This window comes from Streptomyces sp. MMG1121, assembly GCF_001280015.1.
Lineage (GTDB): Bacteria > Actinomycetota > Actinomycetes > Streptomycetales > Streptomycetaceae > Streptomyces.
The window spans coordinates 111,691-131,477 of record NZ_LGDV01000141.1 but is presented as its reverse complement, the minus strand read 5'-3'; the positions used below and the strand labels follow the sequence as shown (position 1 = coordinate 131,477).

17 protein-coding genes and 4 pseudogenes are annotated in these 19,787 nt (G+C 73.9%); 15 read left to right on the top strand and 6 right to left on the bottom strand.

Annotated elements, in window-relative coordinates:
* The 10 genes and pseudogenes from ADK64_RS45890 to ADK64_RS47190 all read left to right on the top strand — a co-directional run.
* A pseudogene (locus tag ADK64_RS45890) lies at positions 1 to 1,777 on the top strand (hypothetical protein); the annotation flags it as partial.
* A 24-nt stretch (positions 1,778 to 1,801) separates the two neighbouring features.
* A complete protein-coding gene (locus ADK64_RS14720; protein ID WP_053658955.1) occupies positions 1,802 to 2,227 on the top strand; it encodes a phage tail protein in 426 nt (141 codons plus the stop codon).
* Positions 2,227 to 2,946, top strand: a complete 720-nt coding sequence (locus ADK64_RS14715) for a LysM peptidoglycan-binding domain-containing protein (RefSeq protein WP_053658952.1) — start codon at positions 2,227 to 2,229, stop codon at positions 2,944 to 2,946. The genes ADK64_RS14720 and ADK64_RS14715 overlap by 1 nt, the downstream gene beginning before the upstream one ends.
* Entirely contained in the window at positions 2,943 to 4,766 is a 1,824-nt protein-coding gene (locus tag ADK64_RS14710) for a VgrG-related protein (RefSeq protein WP_053658950.1), read from the top strand. The genes ADK64_RS14715 and ADK64_RS14710 overlap by 4 nt, the downstream gene beginning before the upstream one ends.
* A 67-nt stretch (positions 4,767 to 4,833) precedes the next feature.
* Positions 4,834 to 5,151: a PAAR domain-containing protein gene (locus ADK64_RS14705; RefSeq protein ID WP_053658948.1), complete on the top strand. Its 318-nt coding sequence runs from the start codon at positions 4,834 to 4,836 to the stop codon at positions 5,149 to 5,151.
* The gene (locus ADK64_RS14700; RefSeq protein ID WP_053658946.1) at positions 5,151 to 5,573 is read left to right on the top strand and encodes a GPW/gp25 family protein; all 423 of its coding nucleotides are present in this window, start codon (positions 5,151 to 5,153) and stop codon (positions 5,571 to 5,573) included. The genes ADK64_RS14705 and ADK64_RS14700 overlap by 1 nt, the downstream gene beginning before the upstream one ends.
* On the top strand, positions 5,573 to 7,531 hold the full coding sequence (locus tag ADK64_RS14695; RefSeq protein ID WP_053658944.1) for a putative baseplate assembly protein: 1,959 nt from the start codon (positions 5,573 to 5,575) through the stop codon (positions 7,529 to 7,531). The genes ADK64_RS14700 and ADK64_RS14695 overlap by 1 nt, the downstream gene beginning before the upstream one ends.
* On the top strand, positions 7,528 to 8,091 hold the full coding sequence (locus ADK64_RS14690) for a phage tail protein (RefSeq protein WP_053658942.1): 564 nt from the start codon (positions 7,528 to 7,530) through the stop codon (positions 8,089 to 8,091). Before ADK64_RS14695 ends, ADK64_RS14690 begins: the two co-directional genes overlap by 4 nt.
* Positions 8,036 to 8,872: pseudogene (locus ADK64_RS48955) on the top strand (zinc-ribbon domain-containing protein); the annotation flags it as partial. The gene ADK64_RS14690 and the pseudogene ADK64_RS48955, both read left to right, overlap by 56 nt.
* A 108-nt stretch (positions 8,873 to 8,980) precedes the next feature.
* Complete coding sequence (locus ADK64_RS47190) at positions 8,981 to 9,502, top strand: NADase-type glycan-binding domain-containing protein (RefSeq protein WP_234384566.1); 522 nt, start codon at positions 8,981 to 8,983, stop codon at positions 9,500 to 9,502.
* 24 nt (positions 9,503 to 9,526) lie between these two features.
* Here ADK64_RS47190 and ADK64_RS14680 read toward each other — a convergent pair.
* Positions 9,527 to 10,120 (bottom strand): annotated as a pseudogene (locus ADK64_RS14680) (transcriptional regulator); the annotation flags it as partial.
* A 2-nt stretch (positions 10,121 to 10,122) separates the two neighbouring features.
* Here ADK64_RS14680 and ADK64_RS42835 point away from each other — a divergent pair.
* A pseudogene (locus ADK64_RS42835) lies at positions 10,123 to 10,287 on the top strand (SDR family oxidoreductase); the annotation flags it as partial.
* 22 nt (positions 10,288 to 10,309) lie between these two features.
* On the opposite strand, the gene ADK64_RS14675 reads toward ADK64_RS42835, so the two are convergent.
* Positions 10,310 to 11,176 (bottom strand): SGNH/GDSL hydrolase family protein, encoded by an 867-nt coding sequence (locus ADK64_RS14675; RefSeq protein WP_053658937.1) that lies wholly within the window; start codon positions 11,174 to 11,176, stop codon positions 10,310 to 10,312.
* A gap of 488 nt (positions 11,177 to 11,664) precedes the next feature.
* On the opposite strand from ADK64_RS14675, the gene ADK64_RS14670 reads away from it, so the two are divergent.
* Positions 11,665 to 12,666, top strand: a complete 1,002-nt coding sequence (locus ADK64_RS14670; RefSeq protein ID WP_053658936.1) for an NAD-dependent epimerase/dehydratase family protein — start codon at positions 11,665 to 11,667, stop codon at positions 12,664 to 12,666.
* Between the two features lie 34 nt (positions 12,667 to 12,700).
* Here ADK64_RS14670 and ADK64_RS14665 read toward each other — a convergent pair whose 3' ends face one another.
* From ADK64_RS14665 to ADK64_RS14655, 3 genes are all read right to left on the bottom strand, one after another.
* Positions 12,701 to 13,942 carry an MFS transporter gene (locus ADK64_RS14665; RefSeq protein ID WP_199829611.1) on the bottom strand — a complete coding sequence of 414 codons (1,242 nt, stop codon included), beginning with the start codon at positions 13,940 to 13,942 and terminating at the stop codon, positions 12,701 to 12,703.
* Positions 13,943 to 14,095: 153 nt separating this feature from the next.
* Entirely contained in the window at positions 14,096 to 15,208 is a 1,113-nt protein-coding gene (locus ADK64_RS14660) for a sensor histidine kinase (protein WP_053658934.1), read from the bottom strand.
* A gap of 2 nt (positions 15,209 to 15,210) precedes the next feature.
* The gene (locus tag ADK64_RS14655; protein WP_053658932.1) at positions 15,211 to 15,942 is read right to left on the bottom strand and encodes a response regulator transcription factor; all 732 of its coding nucleotides are present in this window, start codon (positions 15,940 to 15,942) and stop codon (positions 15,211 to 15,213) included.
* Between the two features lie 111 nt (positions 15,943 to 16,053).
* Here ADK64_RS14655 and ADK64_RS14650 point away from each other — a divergent pair, with 111 nt between their 5' ends.
* The 3 genes from ADK64_RS14650 to ADK64_RS14640 are packed head-to-tail and all read left to right on the top strand — an operon-like array spanning position 16,054 to position 18,106.
* Entirely contained in the window at positions 16,054 to 16,746 is a 693-nt protein-coding gene (locus ADK64_RS14650) for a glycosyltransferase family 2 protein (protein ID WP_053658929.1), read from the top strand.
* Positions 16,743 to 17,360 (top strand): TIGR04282 family arsenosugar biosynthesis glycosyltransferase, encoded by a 618-nt coding sequence (locus tag ADK64_RS14645; RefSeq protein ID WP_053658927.1) that lies wholly within the window; start codon positions 16,743 to 16,745, stop codon positions 17,358 to 17,360. The genes ADK64_RS14650 and ADK64_RS14645 overlap by 4 nt, the downstream gene beginning before the upstream one ends.
* Positions 17,357 to 18,106 (top strand): class I SAM-dependent methyltransferase, encoded by a 750-nt coding sequence (locus ADK64_RS14640; RefSeq protein ID WP_053658978.1) that lies wholly within the window; start codon positions 17,357 to 17,359, stop codon positions 18,104 to 18,106. Before ADK64_RS14645 ends, ADK64_RS14640 begins: the two co-directional genes overlap by 4 nt.
* Positions 18,107 to 18,443: 337 nt before the next feature.
* Here ADK64_RS14640 and ADK64_RS14635 read toward each other — a convergent pair whose 3' ends face one another.
* Positions 18,444 to 19,676: a molybdopterin-dependent oxidoreductase gene (locus tag ADK64_RS14635; RefSeq protein ID WP_053658925.1), complete on the bottom strand. Its 1,233-nt coding sequence runs from the start codon at positions 19,674 to 19,676 to the stop codon at positions 18,444 to 18,446.
* Positions 19,677 to 19,787 lie beyond the last annotated feature (111 nt).

Genomic DNA, 19,787 nt, shown 5'->3' with positions numbered 1-19,787 from the left:
CCCCGGGACACCCACCCCCCGCACTGACGGCGAGGCCCCGGAGCCCACGGCCGCCGCCGGCCGGACTTCTCCGCCCACGCCCCCCGCGCAGCGCGCCACCGCGCCGGCACGACCGGGCACCACCCGGCCCCCGCTGGGCGCGCCGATGACCGAACTTCCCTCCACCGCACGGCCGTTGACCGCTGACGGCCCGGACACGACACGCCCGTCGGCCGAGACGCCCGCGACGGGCGGACCGGCGTTGCCGATCGTGCAGCGCCAGGTGGACGCTCCGGCTTCCGCGCCGGGCCCGTCCGCGACCGGTCCGGCGACGCCCCGGAGCGGTGGGACACCGGCGGCCCCGCCCGCCGAGCCCGAGCCGGCCCGCCCCGCCACCCGGACCCGCCCGTCCGGCGCCCGGGCCCGTGGCGGCCTGGGGGCGCCGCTGCCTGCCATGCCGCCGACCGCGGACGTGCCGCGGGCAGCGGGCCCTGGTGGCCGTCCGGTCGACCAGGCGGGGCCGGCAGCACCGGCAGGCTCGGCGGCTCCGAACGTCCAGCGCGCCCCGGTGCGCCCGGACCGGCCCGCCGCGGACGCACCCGGGCGGCCGACGTCCGGCTCGCTCGCGGGCACCGCGCCCCTGCTGGGCACAACGGACTCCGTGTCCCACAATCCCCCTGTCGTTCAGGGAACGTCGACCCCGGCGACGACCGGCCCGCAGTCCCCGGCCACGCCACTGGTCACTCCCGGCGGCCCGCTGTCCGCGCCCGACCCCGGTCTCGTGCAACGCGCGAGCGCACCGGAGACCCGAGCGGCCTCCTCCTCGGGCGCGCCCATGGCACCGGCCCGCACGGAGGGACCCGGCGGAACGGCTCCCCTGGTCGTCGCCCGCGCCGTCACGGCCCCCGGCCGGGGACGCGGCCGAGGCCCCGGCCCGGACAGCACCGGCGGCCGGGCGGCCCCCGGTGTCATCGACGGGCCCCCGACGGCGGCGCCCCGCAGTCTCTCGCTGCTCGCCGGCCGGCCGCTCACGTTCCACACCCGTGTCCCGGACGGCGTGACGTTGCCTCAGGCCGCCCGCACCACCGAGCGTCCCGTCGTAGCCGCGTCCTGGCGCCGCGAACCGAGCCCGGCGGCGGTACCGACATCGGCACCGGCACCGACCGCACCCGGAGCGCGTTCCGCAGTGCCGCCGGTACAGCGGAGCCTGTCCGCACCGGCGCCGACGCCCTCGCACGATGCGCATGACTCGCACAACTCGACGTCACACAACGCCAGTTACTCGACCCCCCGCCCCGCTGTCCCCGTCGTACGGCCGCATTCTCCCGTCCAGCGGGACACGGACGTCCGCCCGCACGCGCTGCCGGTGACCGATCCGCAGGCGGCCCCGGCGCCGGACCGCCCGGCCGGCCCGGCGCACCCCGGGCCGCCGCCCGTGCCCGTCGTCCGTGCCACCCGTACGGCGGCGGGGGTGGCGCACAGCACGGGCGGCCCGGCGGCACCGGCCGTCCAGCGGAAGGTGACGGGCGCCCCGGCCGGTGCCGTACCCCCCGGTGTCCCGGTGACGGCGGTGCCCGCGCGGGACGTGCAGCGGGCGCCTTCCTCGCCGCCGGCCGGGAAGGGCACCGGGGGGACTCCGGGCCGGAACGCGGTCCGGTCGGCCGGGGATCCGCAGGATCCCGGGATCGATCTGGATGAACTGGCGCGGCGCCTGCTGGACCCGATGGCCCGGCTGCTCCGGGCCGATCTGCGGCGTGGCCGGGAACGCGCGGGCCGTCCCCACGACGGACGGCGCTGAGGACAGGGAACGGATGGCCAAGGGATGACGGACAACATCTTCGCGACGAGCGTGTTCTTCCGGCTCGCGATCGGCGGCAACGACCTGGGTGCCTTCCACACCTGCTCCGGCATGGGAGCGGAGGTGGAGATGGAGACCTACGCCGAGGGCGGCAACAACGGTTTCACCTGGCAGTTGCCCGGCCGGGTCACCTGGTCGAACATCACGCTGACCCGGCCGGTCACCGCCGACACGGCGAAGATCGCACGCTGGCTCGACGAGACGTTGCGGCGCGTGCAGCCGAAGGACGGGGAGATCGTGGCGCTGAAGCCGGATCTGAGCAAGATCATCAGCTGGCAGGTGCTCGGCATCGTGCCGGTGCGCTGGCAGGGGCCGTCGTTCGACCCGTCCTCCTCGCAAGCGGCGGTGGAGACCCTGGAGATCGCCCACGAGGGACTGAGGCCTTCCTGATGGCTGCCGTCCGTACCAGCGTGGCCAGGGCCCAGCTGACCCTGAAGGAACCGCCGACGGCGGTGGGCGCCAAGCCCGGCGGGACGATCGCCCAGCTGAACCTGCAGTTCAATCCCAACTCCCTCCAGCTGCGCAAGACCACCGAGTGGCGGCGCACCCCGTCGCGGATGGCCGGGGAGTCGGCGCTGCCCGAGTTCGTGGGCAGCGGGCCGCGGGAACTGAGCCTGGAGGTCTTCCTCGACTCGACCTCGACCCATGACAACTCGGTCGAGCAGGCGGTGGAGAAGCTGATGAAGGGGTGCGTGCCGACCCCGGCGAGCCTCGCGCGGAAGAAGCCGGCCAGTCCGTGGGTGCGCTTCGAGTGGGGCAAGGCGCGGACCACGTCGTTCGACGGGGTGCTGTCGAGTCTGTCGGTGACGTACTCGCTGTTCGACGTGGACGGCAAGCCGCTGCGGGCGACCTGTTCGCTGTCGATCGAGGAGGCGAGCGTCGACCCGCCGGGGCAGAACCCCACCTCGGGTGCGCGCACGGCACGCAGCACGCACACGGTGGTGGCCGGGGACAGCCTGGCGCTGCTGTCGTGGCGGGAGTACGGCGACGCGACGGCCTGGCGGGTCATCGCGGAGGCGAACGGGATCGACGACCCGATGGCCCTGACGCCCGGTACCGAACTGGTGGTGCCGGCGCTCGGGGACGCGGGCGGTGAGGAGGAGCGGTGACCACACCCGAGGCGCGGGGCGGCCGGTCGTTCGCGGCGGACCCCGTCGTGGAGGCGCCCGGTGAGCTGCCGCGGATCTGGGCCGCGCAGCTGGTGAGCTGTGTGGTGGACGAGAACGTGGGCCTGCCGGACACGGCGGTGCTCACCTACCGCGACCCCGACCACGAGTTCCTGAAGTCGACCGGCATCACGCTCGGCACCCCGCTGAAGGTGTCGGTGGTGACGGTCGCCGGGCAGGCGCGCGAGCGGCTGTTCAACGGCGAGGTCACGGGCGTGGAGATCGACCGGGACAGCACCGGGTCGTTCACGGTGGTGCGCGCCTATTCCAAGGCGCACCGGCTCCAGCGCGGCCGCAAGGTGGTGGCGTACCGGAACATGACGGCCACCGCCATCGTCCGCAAGGTGGCCGCCGGGGCGGGTCTGTCCTGCGGGACGGTGCAGGCGGCGCCGGTCACCTACAAGCAGTTGTCGCAGGCCAACGTCTCCGACTGGGACTTCCTGCAGTACCTGGCGGGCGAGAGCGGTGCGCAGGTACGGGTCGACGACCAGGGCGTGCTGCAGTTCACCAAGCCCGACAAGGCCTCCGGCGCGCCCGCGCCGTCGACGCCGGCCACGCAGAGCCCGATGGTCCTGGAGTACGGGCGCAACCTGCTGGCGCTGCGGGCCTCGCTGTCGGGCGCCGACGGGGCGTCCCAGGTCGAGGTGCGCGGCTGGGACGTCACCACCAAGACGCCGCTGGTGGCCCGGCAGCAGTCGGTGACCAGCGACACCGTGCTGCCCGGTCTGGCCCCGGAGTTCGGCGCCCGGTTCGGCAAGTCGGCGAAGCTGACGGTGACGGACACGCCGTACCGGACGCAGGCCGAGACGACGGCGGTGGCGGCCGCGACGGCCGCTCAGGTCAGCGCGGGCTTCGGGGAGTTGGAGGCGGTGGCCGAGGGCAACCCGCGGCTGCGCGCGGGAAAGCCGGTCGCGCTCGGCAATGTGGGACCCGCGTTCTCCGGCCGCTACACGGCCACGGCGGTGCAGCACAGCCTGGACCCGCACGGCGGCTACCGGACCACGGTGTGGGTGAGCACCAGCCCGGACCGGTCCCTGGCGGGCCTGGTGACCGGCGCGAACGCGCCGGGGCGCGGACCGCGCATGCCGGGTCTGGCGATCGGCGTGGTGACGGACGTGCGCGAGCCGGGCGGTGCGCAGAGCGGCGGGGTCCGGCTCAAGTTCCCGTGGCTGGACGACACCTACGTGACCGACTGGGTGCGTACGGTGCAGTGGGGCGGCAAGGGCGGGGGCGGTGTGGTGAGCCCCGAGGTCAACGACGAGGTGCTGGTCGGTTTCGAACAGGGCCTGCTGGACAGCCCGTACGTCATCGGCGGTCTGTACAACGGCGTCGACCGGCCCTCGAAGCACGACGTGCCGCTCGTGGACGGCACCAGCGGCAAGGTCAACCGCCGCTCCGTGGTGTCGCGTTCGGGCCATCGGCTGGAGCTGCTGGATCCTCCGACGGGACCGTCCGGGGTACGGCTGCGCACCGCGGACGAGCGGCTGGAGGTGCTGCTGGACGACCGGAACAACCGGCTGGAGCTGACGGTGTACGCGGCCGGCGGCCGACGGGCGCTGTCCTCGGTGGTGATGGACGGCCAGGGCATCACGCTCGACGCGAAGACCGGCAAGGTCACCGTGAAGGGCGGCAGCGTGGAGATCGACGGCACCAACTCGGTCAAGGTCGGCGGCCGGTCCGTGAGCGTCTCCGGGCAGACGGATCTCAACCTCGACGGCGGTCTGCTCGGCGTGCTGAAGGCGGAACTCGTACGCATCAACTGACCGTTCATCAACCAGCGCTATTTTCAAGGCCGTCGAGGCCATGGTCCAGAAAGTCGAGGAGCCCCGTATGCCCGCCGCAGCCCGTACCGGCGACCCCACCACCCACGGCGGTGTGATCGCCACCCCGCCGCCCGGCGCCGCCGCGTCGGTGGCGCGCGTGCTGATCGGCGGCCGGCCCGCCGCCGTCGTGGGCAGCATGCACACCTGTGTGGTGCCCCCGCACGCGGCCCTGGGTCCCGGCAACGTGATCATGCCCAGCCCGGCCGGGCTCACCTCGGGCCTGGTGCTCATCGGCGGGTTGCCGGCCGCACGGGCGGGCGACCAGACCACCTGCGGCGCGAACATCCAGATCGGCGCCCTGAACGTGCAGATCGGGGGTCTGTGATGAGCGAGCGGTTCATCGGGCGCGGCTGGGCGTTCCCGCTGCGGGTCGGGCCGACCGGCGGGATCGCCCTCGTGGAGCGCGAGCGGGAGATCGAGGAGGCGATCCGGCTGGTGCTGGGCACCGCGCCGGGAGAGCGCCCGATGCGGCCGGAGTTCGGCTGCGGCATCCACGACTACGTCTTCGCGCCCGGCGACGGCGCCACCGCGGGGCGGATCGCGCAGCAGGTGCGCGAGGCGCTGGAGCGGTGGGAGCCGCGGATCACGGTGGACGACGTGGCGGTGGCCTTCGACGCGGTGGACGACGGAACCCTCTACATCGACGTGCGCTACACGGTGCGTTCCACCAACGACCGGCGCAACCTGGTGTTTCCCTTCTACACGATCCCCTCCGAGGAGGGGGCCGAGGAAGCGGTCGCGGACTGATGGCCCTGCCCTCCCCCAACCTGGACGACCGGCGGTTCCAGCAACTCGTCGACGAGGCGAAGCGGTACGTGCAGCAGCGCGCCCCGGAGTGGACCGACCACAACGTCTCCGATCCGGGCGTCACCCTGATCGAGACGTTCGCCTATCTCGTGGACCAGTTGCTGTACCGGCTGAACCGGGTGCCGGACAAGAACTACACCGCCTTCCTCGACCTGCTGGGCATCCGGCTGTTCCCGCCGGCGGCGGCCGGTGCCGAGGTCGACTTCTGGCTGTCGGCGCCGCAGCCGGACACGGTGACGCTGCCCGCCGGCACCGAGGTCACCACGGCGGACAGCGAGGCGGAGGAGCCCGTGGTGTTCGCGACCACGGACGAACTGCGCATCGTGCCGAGCGAGTTGACCCGGCTGGTGACCGCGCCCCGGACCGGCGACCAGACCGACCGGACCCGTGAACTCACCGAGGGCCGCGACGTCCGGTGCTTCCAGACGGCCCCCGAGCCCGGGGACGCGCTGCTGTTCGGGCTGCCCACGGCCGTGCCTCGGTGCATCGTCGCCGTACGACTGGACAGCCGGGTGGAGGGCGTCGGCGTGGACCCGCGCCAGCCTCCGCTGGTGTGGGAGGCGTGGGACGGCGGCCGCTGGCAGCTGTGCGAGACCGGCTCGGACACCACCGGCGGCCTGAACCGGCCCGGCGAGGTCATCGTGTACGTGCCGGCCGGGCACACCGCGTCGGTGATCGGCGGCGCCCGGGCGGGCTGGCTGCGCTGCCGGGTCACCCAGGCGGAGCCGGGCCAGCCGTTCTACTCCGAGTCCCCCACCGTGCGCGAGGCGGCGGTGTTCACCGTCGGCGGCACCCACACCGCCGAGCACGCCGAGACGGTCACGGACGTACCGCTCGGCGAGTCGGAGGGGGTGCCGGGCCAGACGTTCCGGCTCGGCCGCCCGCCGGTCCTGATGAACGGCGAGCCGCCGGTGGTGGAGGTGTCCTCGGCCGACGGCTGGCAACGCTGGGACATCGTCGAGCACTTCGGCCGCTCCGGACCCGGTGACCGGCACGTCCGCGTCGACGCGACCGCCGGCGAGTTCCTCTTCCCGCCCGCGCTGCGCGAGCCGAACGGGACACTGCGACTGTGCGGGGCCGTACCGGAGAAGGGCGCCCAGATCCGGGTGTCCCGCTATCGCACCGGCGGCGGCCCGGCCGGCAACGTGGCCCGGGGCGCGATCTCGGTGCTGCGCAGCTCCGTGCCGTACATCGCGCGGGTGACCAACCGGGAGGCCGCGCGTGGCGGGGTGGACGGGGAGACCCTCGCCAACGCCAAGCTGCGGGCCCCGGACGCGCTGCGGATGCAGGAGCGGGCGGTGACGGCCGAGGACTACGAGATCATCAGCCGGCAGGCGGCCCCCTCGGTGCGCCGGGTGCGCTGTCTGCCCGCGGTGGAGGGCGCGGGCGCGGTGCGGGTGCTGGTGGTGCCGGACGCGGTGGCCGACGAGGGCGACCGGCTCCGGTTCGAGCAGCTGATCCCGTCGGAGCAGGTGCTCACCGCGATCACCGAGAGCCTGGACGAACGGCGGCTGATCGGCACCCGGCTGGTGGTGGAGCCGCCGGTCTACCAGGGCGTCACGGTCGTCGCCCGGCTGGCGGCGGCACCCGAGGACACCGACCGGGTGCGGGACGCGGCCCTCGCCGCGCTGTTCCGGTACCTCAACCCGCTGCACGGCGGACCCGACGGCGCCGGGTGGCCGTTCGGTCGGCCGGTGCAGTACGGGGAGATCTTCGGTCTGCTGCAACGCGCCACCGGGAACGCGCTGGTGGAGGAGATCCTGCTGTTCGCCGCCGACCCGATCACGGGCCGCCGGGGTGCGCCGGTGGACCGCATCGACGTCGCCGCGGGCGCGCTGGTCTTCTCCTACCAGCACCAGGTCGTCGCGCAGCCCCTTCAGCCGGGGGACCGGGCATGAGCCGCGCCGCCGTACCCGGTCTGCCGAGCCGGTACCCCATCGGTGCGCAGCTGCCCGCGCTCTACGCCGACGACGACTTCGCCCAGCGGTTCACCTCCGGTCTGGACACCGTCCTCGCCCCGGTGTTCGCGACCCTCGACAACCTGCCCGCCTATCTCGACCCGCGGGTCGCGCCGCTCGACTTCGTGGCCTGGCTGGCCTCGTGGGTGGGCGCCGCCGACGACCGCGAGTGGTCGGCGGAGCTGCGCCGCGAGGCGGTGGTGCGCGCGGTGGAGCTGCATCGCTGGCGTGGCACGCGGCGCGGTCTGGTCGAGCGGCTGCGGCTCACGCTCGGGGTGAACGCCGACGTCAGCGGTGACGGCGGCGCGGTGTGGTCCGCCACCACGGGGGCCGGCCTGCCGCCTGAGCCGACCGGTGAGGTGCTGGTCCGGGTGTGGCCGGGCCGCGATCCGGAGGTGGACGAGGGCCGGGTCCGTGAGGTCGTCCGGTCCCTGTGTCCCGTCCATGTCTCGTGCCGGGTGGAGTTCCTGCCCGGCCCGCCCGCCGAAGAAGGGAGGTGACGTCATGCGCGCCTGTCCCGTGTGCGGGGCGTCCAACGATCCCGATGACGACTTCTGCAGCAACTGCGGGTCGTACCTGGGCTGGTCCGAGGGTCGTTCGGGGGGGTCGTCCGCGACGTCGGCCCCGTCGCCGGCCACGCCGGAGCCGCCCGCCCCACCGGCCGAGGAACCTGCCCCTCCCCCTGCTACGGCGTCCCCCGCGTCACCGCCTGCGGCGCCCCGTTCGTCGTCCCTGCGGACGAGGCTGACCGGGCAAGCCCGGCGGGCTGCGGAGGGCACGAGCGGTGCGGCCCCCGAAGGCACGGCGCCCGAGCCGCGGCGGGCCGCCGCGGCCCCGGCGGTTCCGGCACCGGCAGCGCCGGGCACGGACGCTTCGCCGGGTGGCAACAGCCGTGCGGCAGAGGGGAGTTCGACGCCCGCCGTCGACACCGGCGGCGAGGAACACCGTACGGAGGAGGACGGCGCCGGCAGCCGACGCACCACGGCGCCACCGGCCCGCCCCACCACACCCGCTCCGGCGTCACCGGCCGCCCCCGCCCCAGAAGCTGCGGCGCCACAGGCTCCGGCGCCGCAAGCTCCTGCCCCGCAGACTCCGGCCCCGCAGACTCCGGCGCCCGCTGCGCCGCAGCCCGAGGCCATCGGGCCCGTGCAGCCGGCGAAGCCGGTCGCGGCGCGTCCCGTCGTCCGGCCGGTGGCGGCGCCGCAGGAGGTGTCCGGGGTGCCGTGCCCGGTGTGCGGCACGCCCAATCCGCCGGACCGCCGGTTCTGCCGCCGCTGCGCCAGCCCCCTCACTCCGTCGACGAACCACGCTCCGCTTCCCTGGTGGCGAACGATCTGGCCGTTCCGGCGCCAGGTGCGGGCGGGATCCGGGCGGTGGATCCGGGTTCTGGTGACGCTGGCCGTGGTCCTGGCACTGTGCGTGGGCGGGTTCTTCCTGCTGCCCGCCGGGCGCGCCCTGTTCGAGGACACCCGGGACAAGCTCAGCGGCGTCAAGGCCGTCACGCCGGTGGCCGTCCACGCGAGCGCCGAAGTGCCCGGGCATCCTGCGAAGAACACCACGGACGGGCTCAACAACCGCTACTGGGGCACGCCCGGACCGGGGGCCTCGATCACGTACACCTTCGGCAAACCGTTCCGGATGGTCGACCTCATCATCACGAACGGAGCGTCGTTGGCGCCGGAGGACTACGCCCGTGAGGCGCGTGCGCTCCGGATGGACATGGAGGTCACGTCGGCGGACGGCACGGTGCACCGCAAGGAGATCGACCTCAGCGACAAGCCGGGAACGCAGACCGTCGTGACCGGGATCGACGACGTGGTGAAGGTGCGGCTGAAACTGGGGTCGGTCACGGGACTCACCGGGCAGCGTCATGTCGCGGTCGCCGAGGTGGAGTTCTTCCAGCGGAGCTGACCCACCCGGCCGACGGGGACGGGATCAGCGGGACGCGTCCATGCGCTGGGTGCCGATGACCGCCGGCAGCCGGAGCGCCTCCTCGGAGGGCGAGCCGGGGCCGGCGGTGTAGATCACGACCTGCTGGTCCCGGTCGGTGAGGTCGAGGGCGTCGCGGTTCACGGTGCCCGGCCCGACCAGCGGGTGCTGGAACGTCTGGCGCGGGGTGGGTTCCACATCCACGTCGTGACAGGCCCACAGCCTCGCGAACTCATCGCTGCCGGTGAGGAGTTCACCGGTCAGCGCGGTCATCTCGGAGTCGTCCGGATACCGGGCGGCGGCGGTGCGCAGCCGCCGGGCCACACGGCGGGCGAAGGCGTCGGCGTCGGACACGCCGTACAGCCGCCGCCCGCCGGGGCGCGATCCGGGCAAGGCCCGGCGTGCCAGGTTGCGATCGCGTCGGGGCAGGGCCGAGAAGTCCTCCATGAGGCCGGCCGCCAGCCGGTTCCAGGCGAGCACCTCCAGCCTCGCGGAGGTCACTAAGGCGGCGAACCGCGGCAGCCGGTGCACCAGGTCGAGGATGCTCTGCCGCGCCTCGCGCGAGGGTCCGGGCGGCGGGCCCGGCGGGGCGCGGGCCAGCAGAAGAGGAGTCCCCCGGTCTCCAGGACCGGCTCACGGCCCTGACACCGCTGCGCCGCGCGGCCGGCCCCGAGGAGATCGCCGAGGCCGCCGCTTGGCTGCCGAGCGACCGTGTCTCCTTCGTGACCGGCACGGTGCTGAGGGTGGACGGCGGCGCACGGGCCTGACCTCGAGGTCGTCGGGGGGCGGTCAGCCGAGGCCGAGGACGCTCATGGTCCGCTCGGCCATGCGCCGCTCACCGAGCGCGTTGGGGTGGACGGGCACGACGTTCGTCCCGAACAGCAGCGGCTCGATCCACCGTGTGCCGATGGCCTGGCATGCGTCGTGCCCCGCGGACACCCGGGAGAAGTCGACGTACGTCGCCCCGGTCTCCTCGGCGGCGCGCTCGACCAGGGCGTTGAGATGGGCCTGCAGGTCGTGCAGATACGGCACGTCACCGGTGGCGATCGGCAGCTGGGCGAAGCAGGACGGGTCGGCCTCGGCGGGCGTGATCCACGGGTACCCGAGCACCGCCACCCGGGCGCCCGGCGCCTTGGCCCGTACGGCGCCCAGCGCGTTCTTCAGCGCGGGGTAGGTGTTCGCGTCGATCGCGTCGTCGAAGGACGTGCCGTACTTGTCCTTGCACGGACTGCCCTTGCCTCCGCTGAGGATCCCCGCGGTACCGCAGTCCAGTATGGCGTTGATGAAGGTGCCGTTGTCGTTCCCGCCGATCGTCAGCGTCACCAGGTCGGTGTCCGGGGTGACGGCGTCCGTCTGCGGGGCGACCCCGGGGTACTGGGAACCGGTGAAGTCCTTGGTCTGGGCGGCTCCACAGGTGACGTCCGTGAGCCGCGCGCCGGTGCGGGCGGCGATGACGTGCGGATAGTTCGCGGTGGAGCGCAGGCAGAGCAGATTGCCGAGGTCGACCGGGAGGACACCGGAGGCGGCGCTGTAGCTGTCGCCGAGGGCGGCGTAGTTCAGGGGTGTCGTGGCCTGGGCGGGCGCGGCGGTGAGACCGAGGGCCAGCGCCCCGGCGAGTGCGGATGTCGCGGCGATGGCACGGCGCAGGGCAGGCATGGGCGGGTGCTCCCTCTTCTCGGGGTGGGGACACGGAGCAGGCGGGCCTGACGGTGCCCGCGCGTGTGCTGGTGCACGAGAAAGCGGCGGCTCGGAGCAAGGGGAGGTGCCGGAACAAGAAGGGCAACTGGGGGTACATCTAGGGTTACTTCAGGGTTCTACTGATAGGTAATGTGCGGTCACCCGGCTACGGAGTCAACGTTGTTGACAGAAATTCTTGAAACACTCACGAACCGGGGCCCGGCAGAGGGTTGCGGATCGCCCGGCCCGAGCTGCTGCCGGGTGCCTGGGCCGTTCCGGCCGGCGCGTACAAGGAGTTCGAGCGGGCCGGGGCGAAGCGGGCACGACAGCGCGGGAAGGAACTGCGGCGCCGGGGCCGCCGCAACCGAACCTGACGCGCGGCGGCGCCGGTCCGCCGCCCCTTACGGAGTGATGACGTACCGGCCGTGTCACCCGGTGGCGGGGCCGGCCGCGTCTAGCGTGAGGGTATGCGTGTACTGGTCACCGGCGGTGCCGGGTTCATCGGGTCCCATGTCGTCGAGGCGCTGCGGGCGAGCGGGCACGAGCCGCTCGTCTACGACGTCCGGGCGGATCCCGGCGCGGACGTACGCGCTCCGGCCTCGGTCGCCCGGGCACTGGCGGGGGTGGATGCCGTCTGCCACCAGGCGGCGATGGTCGGGCTCGGCAACGGTGTCGCCGACGCCGCGGAGTACGTCTCGCGCAACGACCTGGGCACCGCCGTACTCGTCGCGGCCATGGCGGAGGCAGGCGTACGGCACCTCGTGCTGGCGGGGTCCATGGTGGTCTACGGCGAGGGCCGTTACGCATGCCCCCGGCACGGGGTCGTACGCCGCGGCCCCCGGACCGTCACCGACCTCGACGCGGCCCGGTTCGAGCCCGTGTGCCCGCGCTGCGGGGCCGAGCTGAGCCCCGGTCTGGTCGGCGAGGACGCCCCGGCCGATCCTCGCAACGTGTACGCGGCGACCAAGCTCGCCCAGGAACACCTGGCCGCCGCCTGGGCCCGCAGCACGGGCGGGTCGGCGGTGTCCCTGCGCTACCACAACGTGTACGGCCCCGGGATGCCGCGGGACACCCCGTACGCCGGGGTCGCGTCCTTCTTCCGCTCGGCACTCGCCCGCGGTGCGGCCCCCCGGGTGTTCGAGGACGGACGCCAGCGGCGGGACTTCGTCCATGTGCGGGACGTGGCGGAGGCGAACCTGGCGGCACTGGAGTCGGAAGCGACCCCGGGCGTCCTCACGGTGTACAACACCGGCAGCGGTGAACCGCACACCGTCGGCGAGATGGCCCGGGCACTGGCCGACGCCTACGGCGGTCCCCAGCCGGTGATCACCGGGGAGTACCGGCTGGGCGACGTACGGCACATCACCGCGGACTCCTCCCGCCTGCGGGCCGCGCTGGGCTGGAAGCCGCAGATCGGGTTCGCGGAGGGGATGCGGGAGTTCGCGAAGGCCGAGCTGCGCGAGGCATGAACGCGGGCGGGCGGGGATGTGGCCGCTCGGAAGGTCATCCGCTGGTCACCGCCAACCGCGGCCGGGGCTGTTGCGCCCAGCGGACCACCGAGGGCGCCACGAGCCCCGTGCTCAGGAAGACCGCGCCCATCACCAGCCAGCCGAGCATCCCGCCGTCGAGACAGAGCAGGGCCAGCACGGAGGGCGCGACGACGCTCGCCACACCGCTTCCGAAGCGGAAGACCCCCGAGTACTCGCCCTGCGCGTGCGCCGGGGCGAGGCTGTAGCGCAGCTCGAACGAGCCCGCCGCATAGAGGAGTTCACCGAGGGTGTGCACGGCCACCCCGGCCAGGACCAGCAGGACGGCACCCCAGGCGGACATCCCGGCGGCGAGGCCGATGAGGGACATCCCGGCGAGAAAGGCCCAGCCCGCCCGGCGCCAGGCTCGTGCGGCGGCGGTGTCGGTGTCGATACCGCGACTGACCCTGACCTGCAAGAAGATCACCAGGACGGTGTTGACGAGGACGCTCGTACCGGTGAACCAGCGGGGGGCGTGGGTGTGTCCGACGATCCACAGCGGCAGCGCGAAGACCAGGACGGAGCCGTTCATCGACAGGACGCCGTCGAGTGCGGTGATCACCAGGTAGCGGTGATCCTTCAGCGCCGACCGGCGCCCGCCGGCGCGCGGAACCGGGACGGGCGGCAGGGACGGCAGCCGGCTGACGATGACGGCGGTCGCCAGGAAGCTGAGGGCGTTGCCGAGGACGAGACAGACGTATCCGGCACGGCTGTCCAGCTGGATGACGAGCGCGGCCAGCAGCGCACCGATGCTGGAGGCCAGATTGACGGTGGCGCGCAGATAGGCGCGGAACCGGGCGGGCCGGGCGCCGGAGAGTCCGCGCACGACGGGCCCCCGGGCCGCCTGGCTGGCCGAGCCGGCGAGTTCGGTCAGACAGATCACCGCGGTGAACAGCCAGAAGGAGTGGACGAGGACGAGCATCGCCATCGCCACGGCCTGCACGGTCAGGGTGACCAGGTAGACCTCGCGCGGGCCGCGCCGGTCGGCGATCCGGCCGACGGGCACCCCGGAGAGCAGCCCCACCACGGCTCCCACCCCCATACCGAGGCCGGCCTGCGCCACGGAGAGCCCGACGGAGCGAGTGAGGAAGACAGCGGCGCTCAGCATGAACACACCGCTGCCGAGCATGTTGACGAAGCTGGCGGTCGCGAGCGTCCGCCTGGGCCCCGGCTCCAGGAGAACACCACGCGCGACGAACCACGAACCCACTGTTGACACCGGTCACTCCCCCATGGGTGATCGCCGCCCTGCTGACAGAGCGGCGGGCCGGCATGAGCGCCGACGAGGGAGTATGCGGCGATCAGGAGGGATCGGAACAGGGCTGACCAGCAAGGGAAGAGTCACAGGCGAAGCGGGAACGATGGGCGCGCCTTACGCCGTTGGAATGGGCAGAGTCACTTCGAAACGGCAACCGCCGGGAATGTTGCGGACGCTCGCCCGCCCCTCGTGGGCCTCCACGATGCCCCGGACGATGGCCAGGCCGAGGCCCGCACCGGCCGGGGGTGTGCGGGCGTCCGTGCCGCGCCAGCCGGTGTCGAAGACCCGGGGCAGGTCCTCCTCGGGGATGCCGCCGCAGCCGTCGGTGACGGTCAGCAGGACTCCCTCCGCCGTACGTTCGGCGGCGATCGCGACCGTGCCGTCCGGCGGGGTCCGGCGGATGGCGTTGACCAGGAGGTTGCCGAGGACTCGGGTCATCTCCTTGGCGTCCACCTCCACCGGTACGGGTTCGACGCGGTCGCCCACCAGTCGTACGCCGTGTTCGCGGGCGAGCGGGTCGGCGCCCGCCAGTGCGTCGCCGACGAGGTCGTACAGGGAGATCCGGGAGGGGCTCAGCGGGAGGGTGCCCGCGTGGATGCGGGAGAGTTCGAAGAGGTCGCCGACCATGTCGTTGAGCCGTTCGACCTCGGTGCGGATCTGTTTGAGGTAGCGGTCGGGGTCCGCGGCCACGCCGTCCTCCAGCGCCTCCGACATGGCGCGCAGTCCGGCGAGCGGGGTGCGCAGATCGTGGGAGATCCAGGCCACCAGCTCGCGCCTGGACTTCTCCAACGCCCGCTCCCGCTCGCGGGATTCCGCGAGCCGTGCGCTGGTGGCGGCCAACTCGCGGCTGAGTGCGTCCAGTTCGGCGGTGGCCGGACCGTGCGGGGCCGCGAAGGCACCGGCGTCGCCGAACGAGCGGGCGGCATCGGCGAGTTCACGGCTGCGGGCGACGACCCAGCGGCCCAGGAGCAGCGCGGTGGCCAGGGAGACCACGGCCGCCATCGCCACCACGGTGGTGACGACCGTGAGGTCGTGCGAGGACAGGAACATCGCCCAGGCCACGGCGAGCGTGCCCGCGAGCATCGCGCCGACGCCGACCGCCGCGACCACGGCGACGGAGGCGGTGAGCGAGCGCCGCCGGATCAGCCGCAGCACGCCCGCTCCCGCCACCCCCGCGGCGGCGGCGCCGGCGAAGGCGTACAGGGCGATGAGGAGGGTGTCGCGCATGGTCAGGACACCGCCTCGCCGGGTTCGAAGCGGTAGCCGACGCCCCAGACGGTCTGGATCAGACGGGGGCGGGCCGGGTCGTCCTCGACCTTGCCGCGCAGCCGGCGGACGTGGACCGTGACGGTCGACAGGTCGCCGAAGTCCCAGCCCCAGACCTCGCGCATCAGGTCCTCGCGGCTGTAGGCGCGGGCCGGGTGCCGCAGGAAGAAGGCCAGCAGGTCGAACTCCCGCAAAGTGAGGGAGAGTTCGATGCCGTTCTTGGCGGCCCGGCGGGCGTCGGGGTCGACGGTGAGTCCGGCCGCGGCCAGCCGGTGTCCGGTGCGGACGGGGCGGCTGCGACGCAGCACCGACTCCACGCGCAGGACCAGCTCGCGGGGACTGAACGGCTTGGTGACGTAGTCGTCGGCGCCGACCTCCAGACCCAGGATCCGGTCGTCCTCGTCACCGCGGGCGGTGAGCATGATGACCGGCACGGGCCCGCCGTCCCGCATCCGCCGGCACACCTCCAGGCCGTCCATGCCGGGCAGCATCAGGTCCAGCACCACGAGGTCGGGGCGGTGGGCGGCGGCACGGATCAGGGCCGTCGGGCCGTCGTCGGCACGGTCGACCACATAGCCGGCACGGTGCAGATATCCGGTGACGACCTCGGCGACGGTCGGGTCGTCGTCGACGACCAGGACCCGGGCCGCCCCGTCGGCGGCTTCGGCCCCGTGGGGCGGGTACGGCGATTGCATGCCTCCAGCGTCGCACTCCCAGGTCAGCGCGCGGGGGTACGGGGCCCGGCGTCCGCGTTTCGTAAGGTCCTGAAGCCCGATATGCCCCATTGTCGTTCGTAGGGTGAGACCGTGACGACCACTTCCACGGACGTCGACGTGGTGCTGCCCTGCCTGGACGAAGCCGAGGCCCTGCCCTGGGTGCTCGGCCGGATCCCGGCCGGCTGGCGCGCTCTCGTCGTCGACAACGGTTCCACCGACGGCTCCCCCGACATCGCCCGCGCGCTCGGCGCGACGGTGGTGCACGAGCCGCGGCGCGGCTTCGGCGCCGCCTGCCACGCCGGACTGACCGCGGCCACCGGCGACATCGTGTGCTTCTGCGACTGCGACGCCTCCCTCGACCCCGCGCTGCTCGAACCCTTCGTACGGGAGATCCGGGACGGCGCGGCCGACCTGGTCCTCGGCCGGCGCCGGCCCGAGGGGCGGGGCGCCTGGCCGGCGCACGCCCGGGCGGGCAACCTCGCCCTGGCCCGCATGCTGCGCCGGCGCACCGGGCTGCGCCTGCACGATCTGGGCCCGCTGCGCGCCGCGCGCCGCGCGGAACTGCTCGCGCTGGACCTCACCGACCGGCGCAGCGGCTATCCGCTGCAGATGGTGGTCCGCGCGGCCGACGCCGGCTGGCGCATCACCGAACACGACGTGCCCTACCGGCCGCGCACCGGCGTGTCCAAAGTGACAGGCACCTGGCGCGGCACCTGGCAGGCGGTACGGGACATGGGCCACGTGCTCGCCGAGGCCCCGGCCGAGAGGGGGCTCGTACGGTGACCACGCTTCTCGTCATCGCCAAGGAACCGCTCCCGGGCCGGGTCAAGACCCGGCTCACCCCGCCGTTCACCCCGCAGGAGGCGGCGCGGCTCGCGGAGGCGGCCCTCGCCGACACCCTGCGCGCCGTGGCCGCCACCCCGGCGACCCGGCGGATCCTCGTCCTGGACGGGGCACCGGGCGACTGGCTGCCGCCCGGCTTCGAGGTGCTGCCGCAGTGCGCGGGTGGCCTGGACGAACGGCTCGCGGACGCCTTCGCGCACTGCCGCGGTCCGGCGCTGCTCATCGGCATGGACACCCCGCAGGTGACGCCGGACCTGCTCACGGTGGACTTCGCCGGCTGTGACGCCTACCTCGGCCCGGCGGAGGACGGCGGCTTCTGGGCCCTCGGGCTCGCCGCCCCCGATCCCGCCCTGCTGCGGGGTGTGCCGATGTCGACGCCGGTGACCGGGGCCGTGCAGCGCGAGCGGCTGCTGGCCGCCGGGCTACGGGTGCGCGAGCTGCCCCGGCTGCGGGACGTGGACACCGCCGCCGACGCCCGCGCCGTCGCCGCGCTGGCCCCGCACGGCCGGTTCGCCGCCCGGCTGGCCCAGTGCACATCGGTCACCCCGCGATGAGCGGCTCCGTCGCGTGGGCCACCGCAGACCCGTACGCCGCCGCCCTGCGCACCGGCCACGGCCCGCTGTTCCTGCGCCGTACCGACGGCTGGCTGCTGCCGCTGGAGGTGGAGCGCTGGTGCGGCCGGCCCGACCGGGTCGACCTGGAGGTGCTGGACCGCTGCGAGGGCGCCGTCCTCGACGTCGGCTGCGGTCCGGGCCGGCTGGTCGCGGAACTCGCGGCCCGGGGCCGTACCGTCCTCGGCATCGACGTCAGCGAGGCCGCCGTCGAGCACACGGGACGGCTCGGCGGGACGGCGCTGCGCCGCTCGGTCTTCGAGCCGCTGCCCGGCGAGGGCCGCTGGGACACCGTGCTGCTCATGGACGGCAACGTCGGCATCGGCGGTGACCCGGCCGCGCTGCTGGAGCGGATGGCCGGGCTGCTGCGTCCGGGCGGTCTGCTGATCGCCGAGACCGTGCCCGGACACGTCGACGAACGCGCCCGGGTCGAGGTGGTCGCCGCGGCCGGCGCCGGCACCGCCGGCGCCGCCTTCCCCTGGGCGCGCCTCGGCACCCCGGCCCTGCTCCGCTACGCGCGCCGGGCCGGCTGGCGGCCCGTCGCTCAGTGGGAGGCCGGCGGGCGCTGCTTCGCCGCCTTGCGCACGCGCAGCGCCAGCAGCAGCGCCGACGCGCCGAACAGGACGGCCGTGATCAGCAGCCAGCGGGCGAGGAAGCCGTCCGGGGAGAGCCCGGTGGCCAACCGGTAGTGCTCGGCCGTCATCCCGCTGATCAGCGGGAACCAGACGAGCAGGAGCAGCAGGGACAGCGCGGTCGGGACCCGTACGTACGAGGTCCAGCCGCGCCGCCCGGCCGCCCCGAGACCGCGCACGACCAGCCGGTCCGCCAGTGCGTACAGCGGCACGAAGACGAGGTCGTGCAGCACCGCGGCGCCGACGATCCACAGCGCCACCCCGAACCAGTCACCGGCGAAGAGCCGGATCCCGGCGTACGCGGCGAGCGCGAACGAGCAGGCGAGCAGCAGCAGCTGGAGAGGGCTGCCCAGAGGCAGCGGCGGGCGCAGGGGCAGCCGTACACGACGTGGCATCACAGGTCTCCGAAGGTCAGCCGGGCCACCCACTTGGTGTTGAGCACGCCGGGTGCCGCGGGCACGATGATCCGCGCCGGGTGGCCGTGGTCGGGGGACAGTTCCTCGCCGTTGACATACAGGGCGAGCAGGGAGCGCCCGTCGGCCACCTGGTTGGCACGCAGCGCCGCGCGGCGGAAGGCGCCGTGGCGTTGCAGGGACTCCACGAGCACGTCCGGCGGATCGCCCTCGTACCCGACGAGCGCGGCGAGGTCGCGCAGCCGCACCCCGCGCCACCACTGGTCGGCGGTCGACCAGCCCTCGACGCACGCGATCGGCAACGACGAGCTGTGCAGGGGCAGTTGGAGGAGCTGGGCGCGGGTGAGCCGGACGGTTCCGGTGCGGCCGGTGACGACGAGGCGCCAGTTGTCCTCGTGGACGTCGGCCGCGGTGATCCCGGCGTAGGCGGCGGTCTTGTTGATCTGGAAGCCGTTCGGGCCCCCGCCGGGATCGGCCGTGCCGTGCGGCGCGAGCAGGGCCGTACGGCGGAAGGGGCCGCCCAGGGTCTGCCCGACCGTGGTCGCGAACAGCAGCAGCGAGCCGCCGCCGACCAGCCAGAGGGCACCGCGCCGGGAGACGGTGGGCGCGGCGGGGCGCGGGGACTCCAGATAGCTGCCCTCGCGCAGGCGATGCCGTACGGCGCGCAGCGCGGTCGGGACCTTCAGCACGGCGTGGGCCACGAACGCGGCGAAGAAGACCCAGGCGCCGTAGAAGTGCAGCGGATAGAAGGAGCCGGGGAAGACATAGTCCAACTGGACGTTGAGCACCCCGGTCGTGAACTCGAACAGCCCGCCGCCGACCAGGAGCAGCAGCGAGATCCGCTCCAGCCCGTGCGTGACGGAGCGGACCGGCGGCAGCGCGAACAGCTTCGGCACCACCGACCACAGCTTGGCCAGCAGCACCGGGATCAGGGTGATGCCGAGCGTGACATGGAGGCCTTGGGTGAACCGGTACAGCCACACCGGGCCGGTGGGCCAGGCGAAGAGGTAGAAGCCCAGGATGCCCTTGTCCGGTGTCGTGTCGTTCACCCGGGACAGGTCCGGGTTGTAGGCGGCGTACGACACCAGGCCGGTCACGAACATCACGGTGATGCCGACGAGCAGGACGAGGCCGAGCACGGAGGTGAACCAGGAGCCGCGCAGCGGGCTGCGCCAGAAACCTGGGGAAGTGGGAAGCCGGGAATGGTCGCGCATGTCCCGACCGTAGGCCGGGCAGCACCCGGAATCGGGTGCGCGACCCATGACGAAACGCTGACATCCGGCCCGGACGGCGGCCCGGCACCGCTCTCCCGGCCTAGCGTTCGG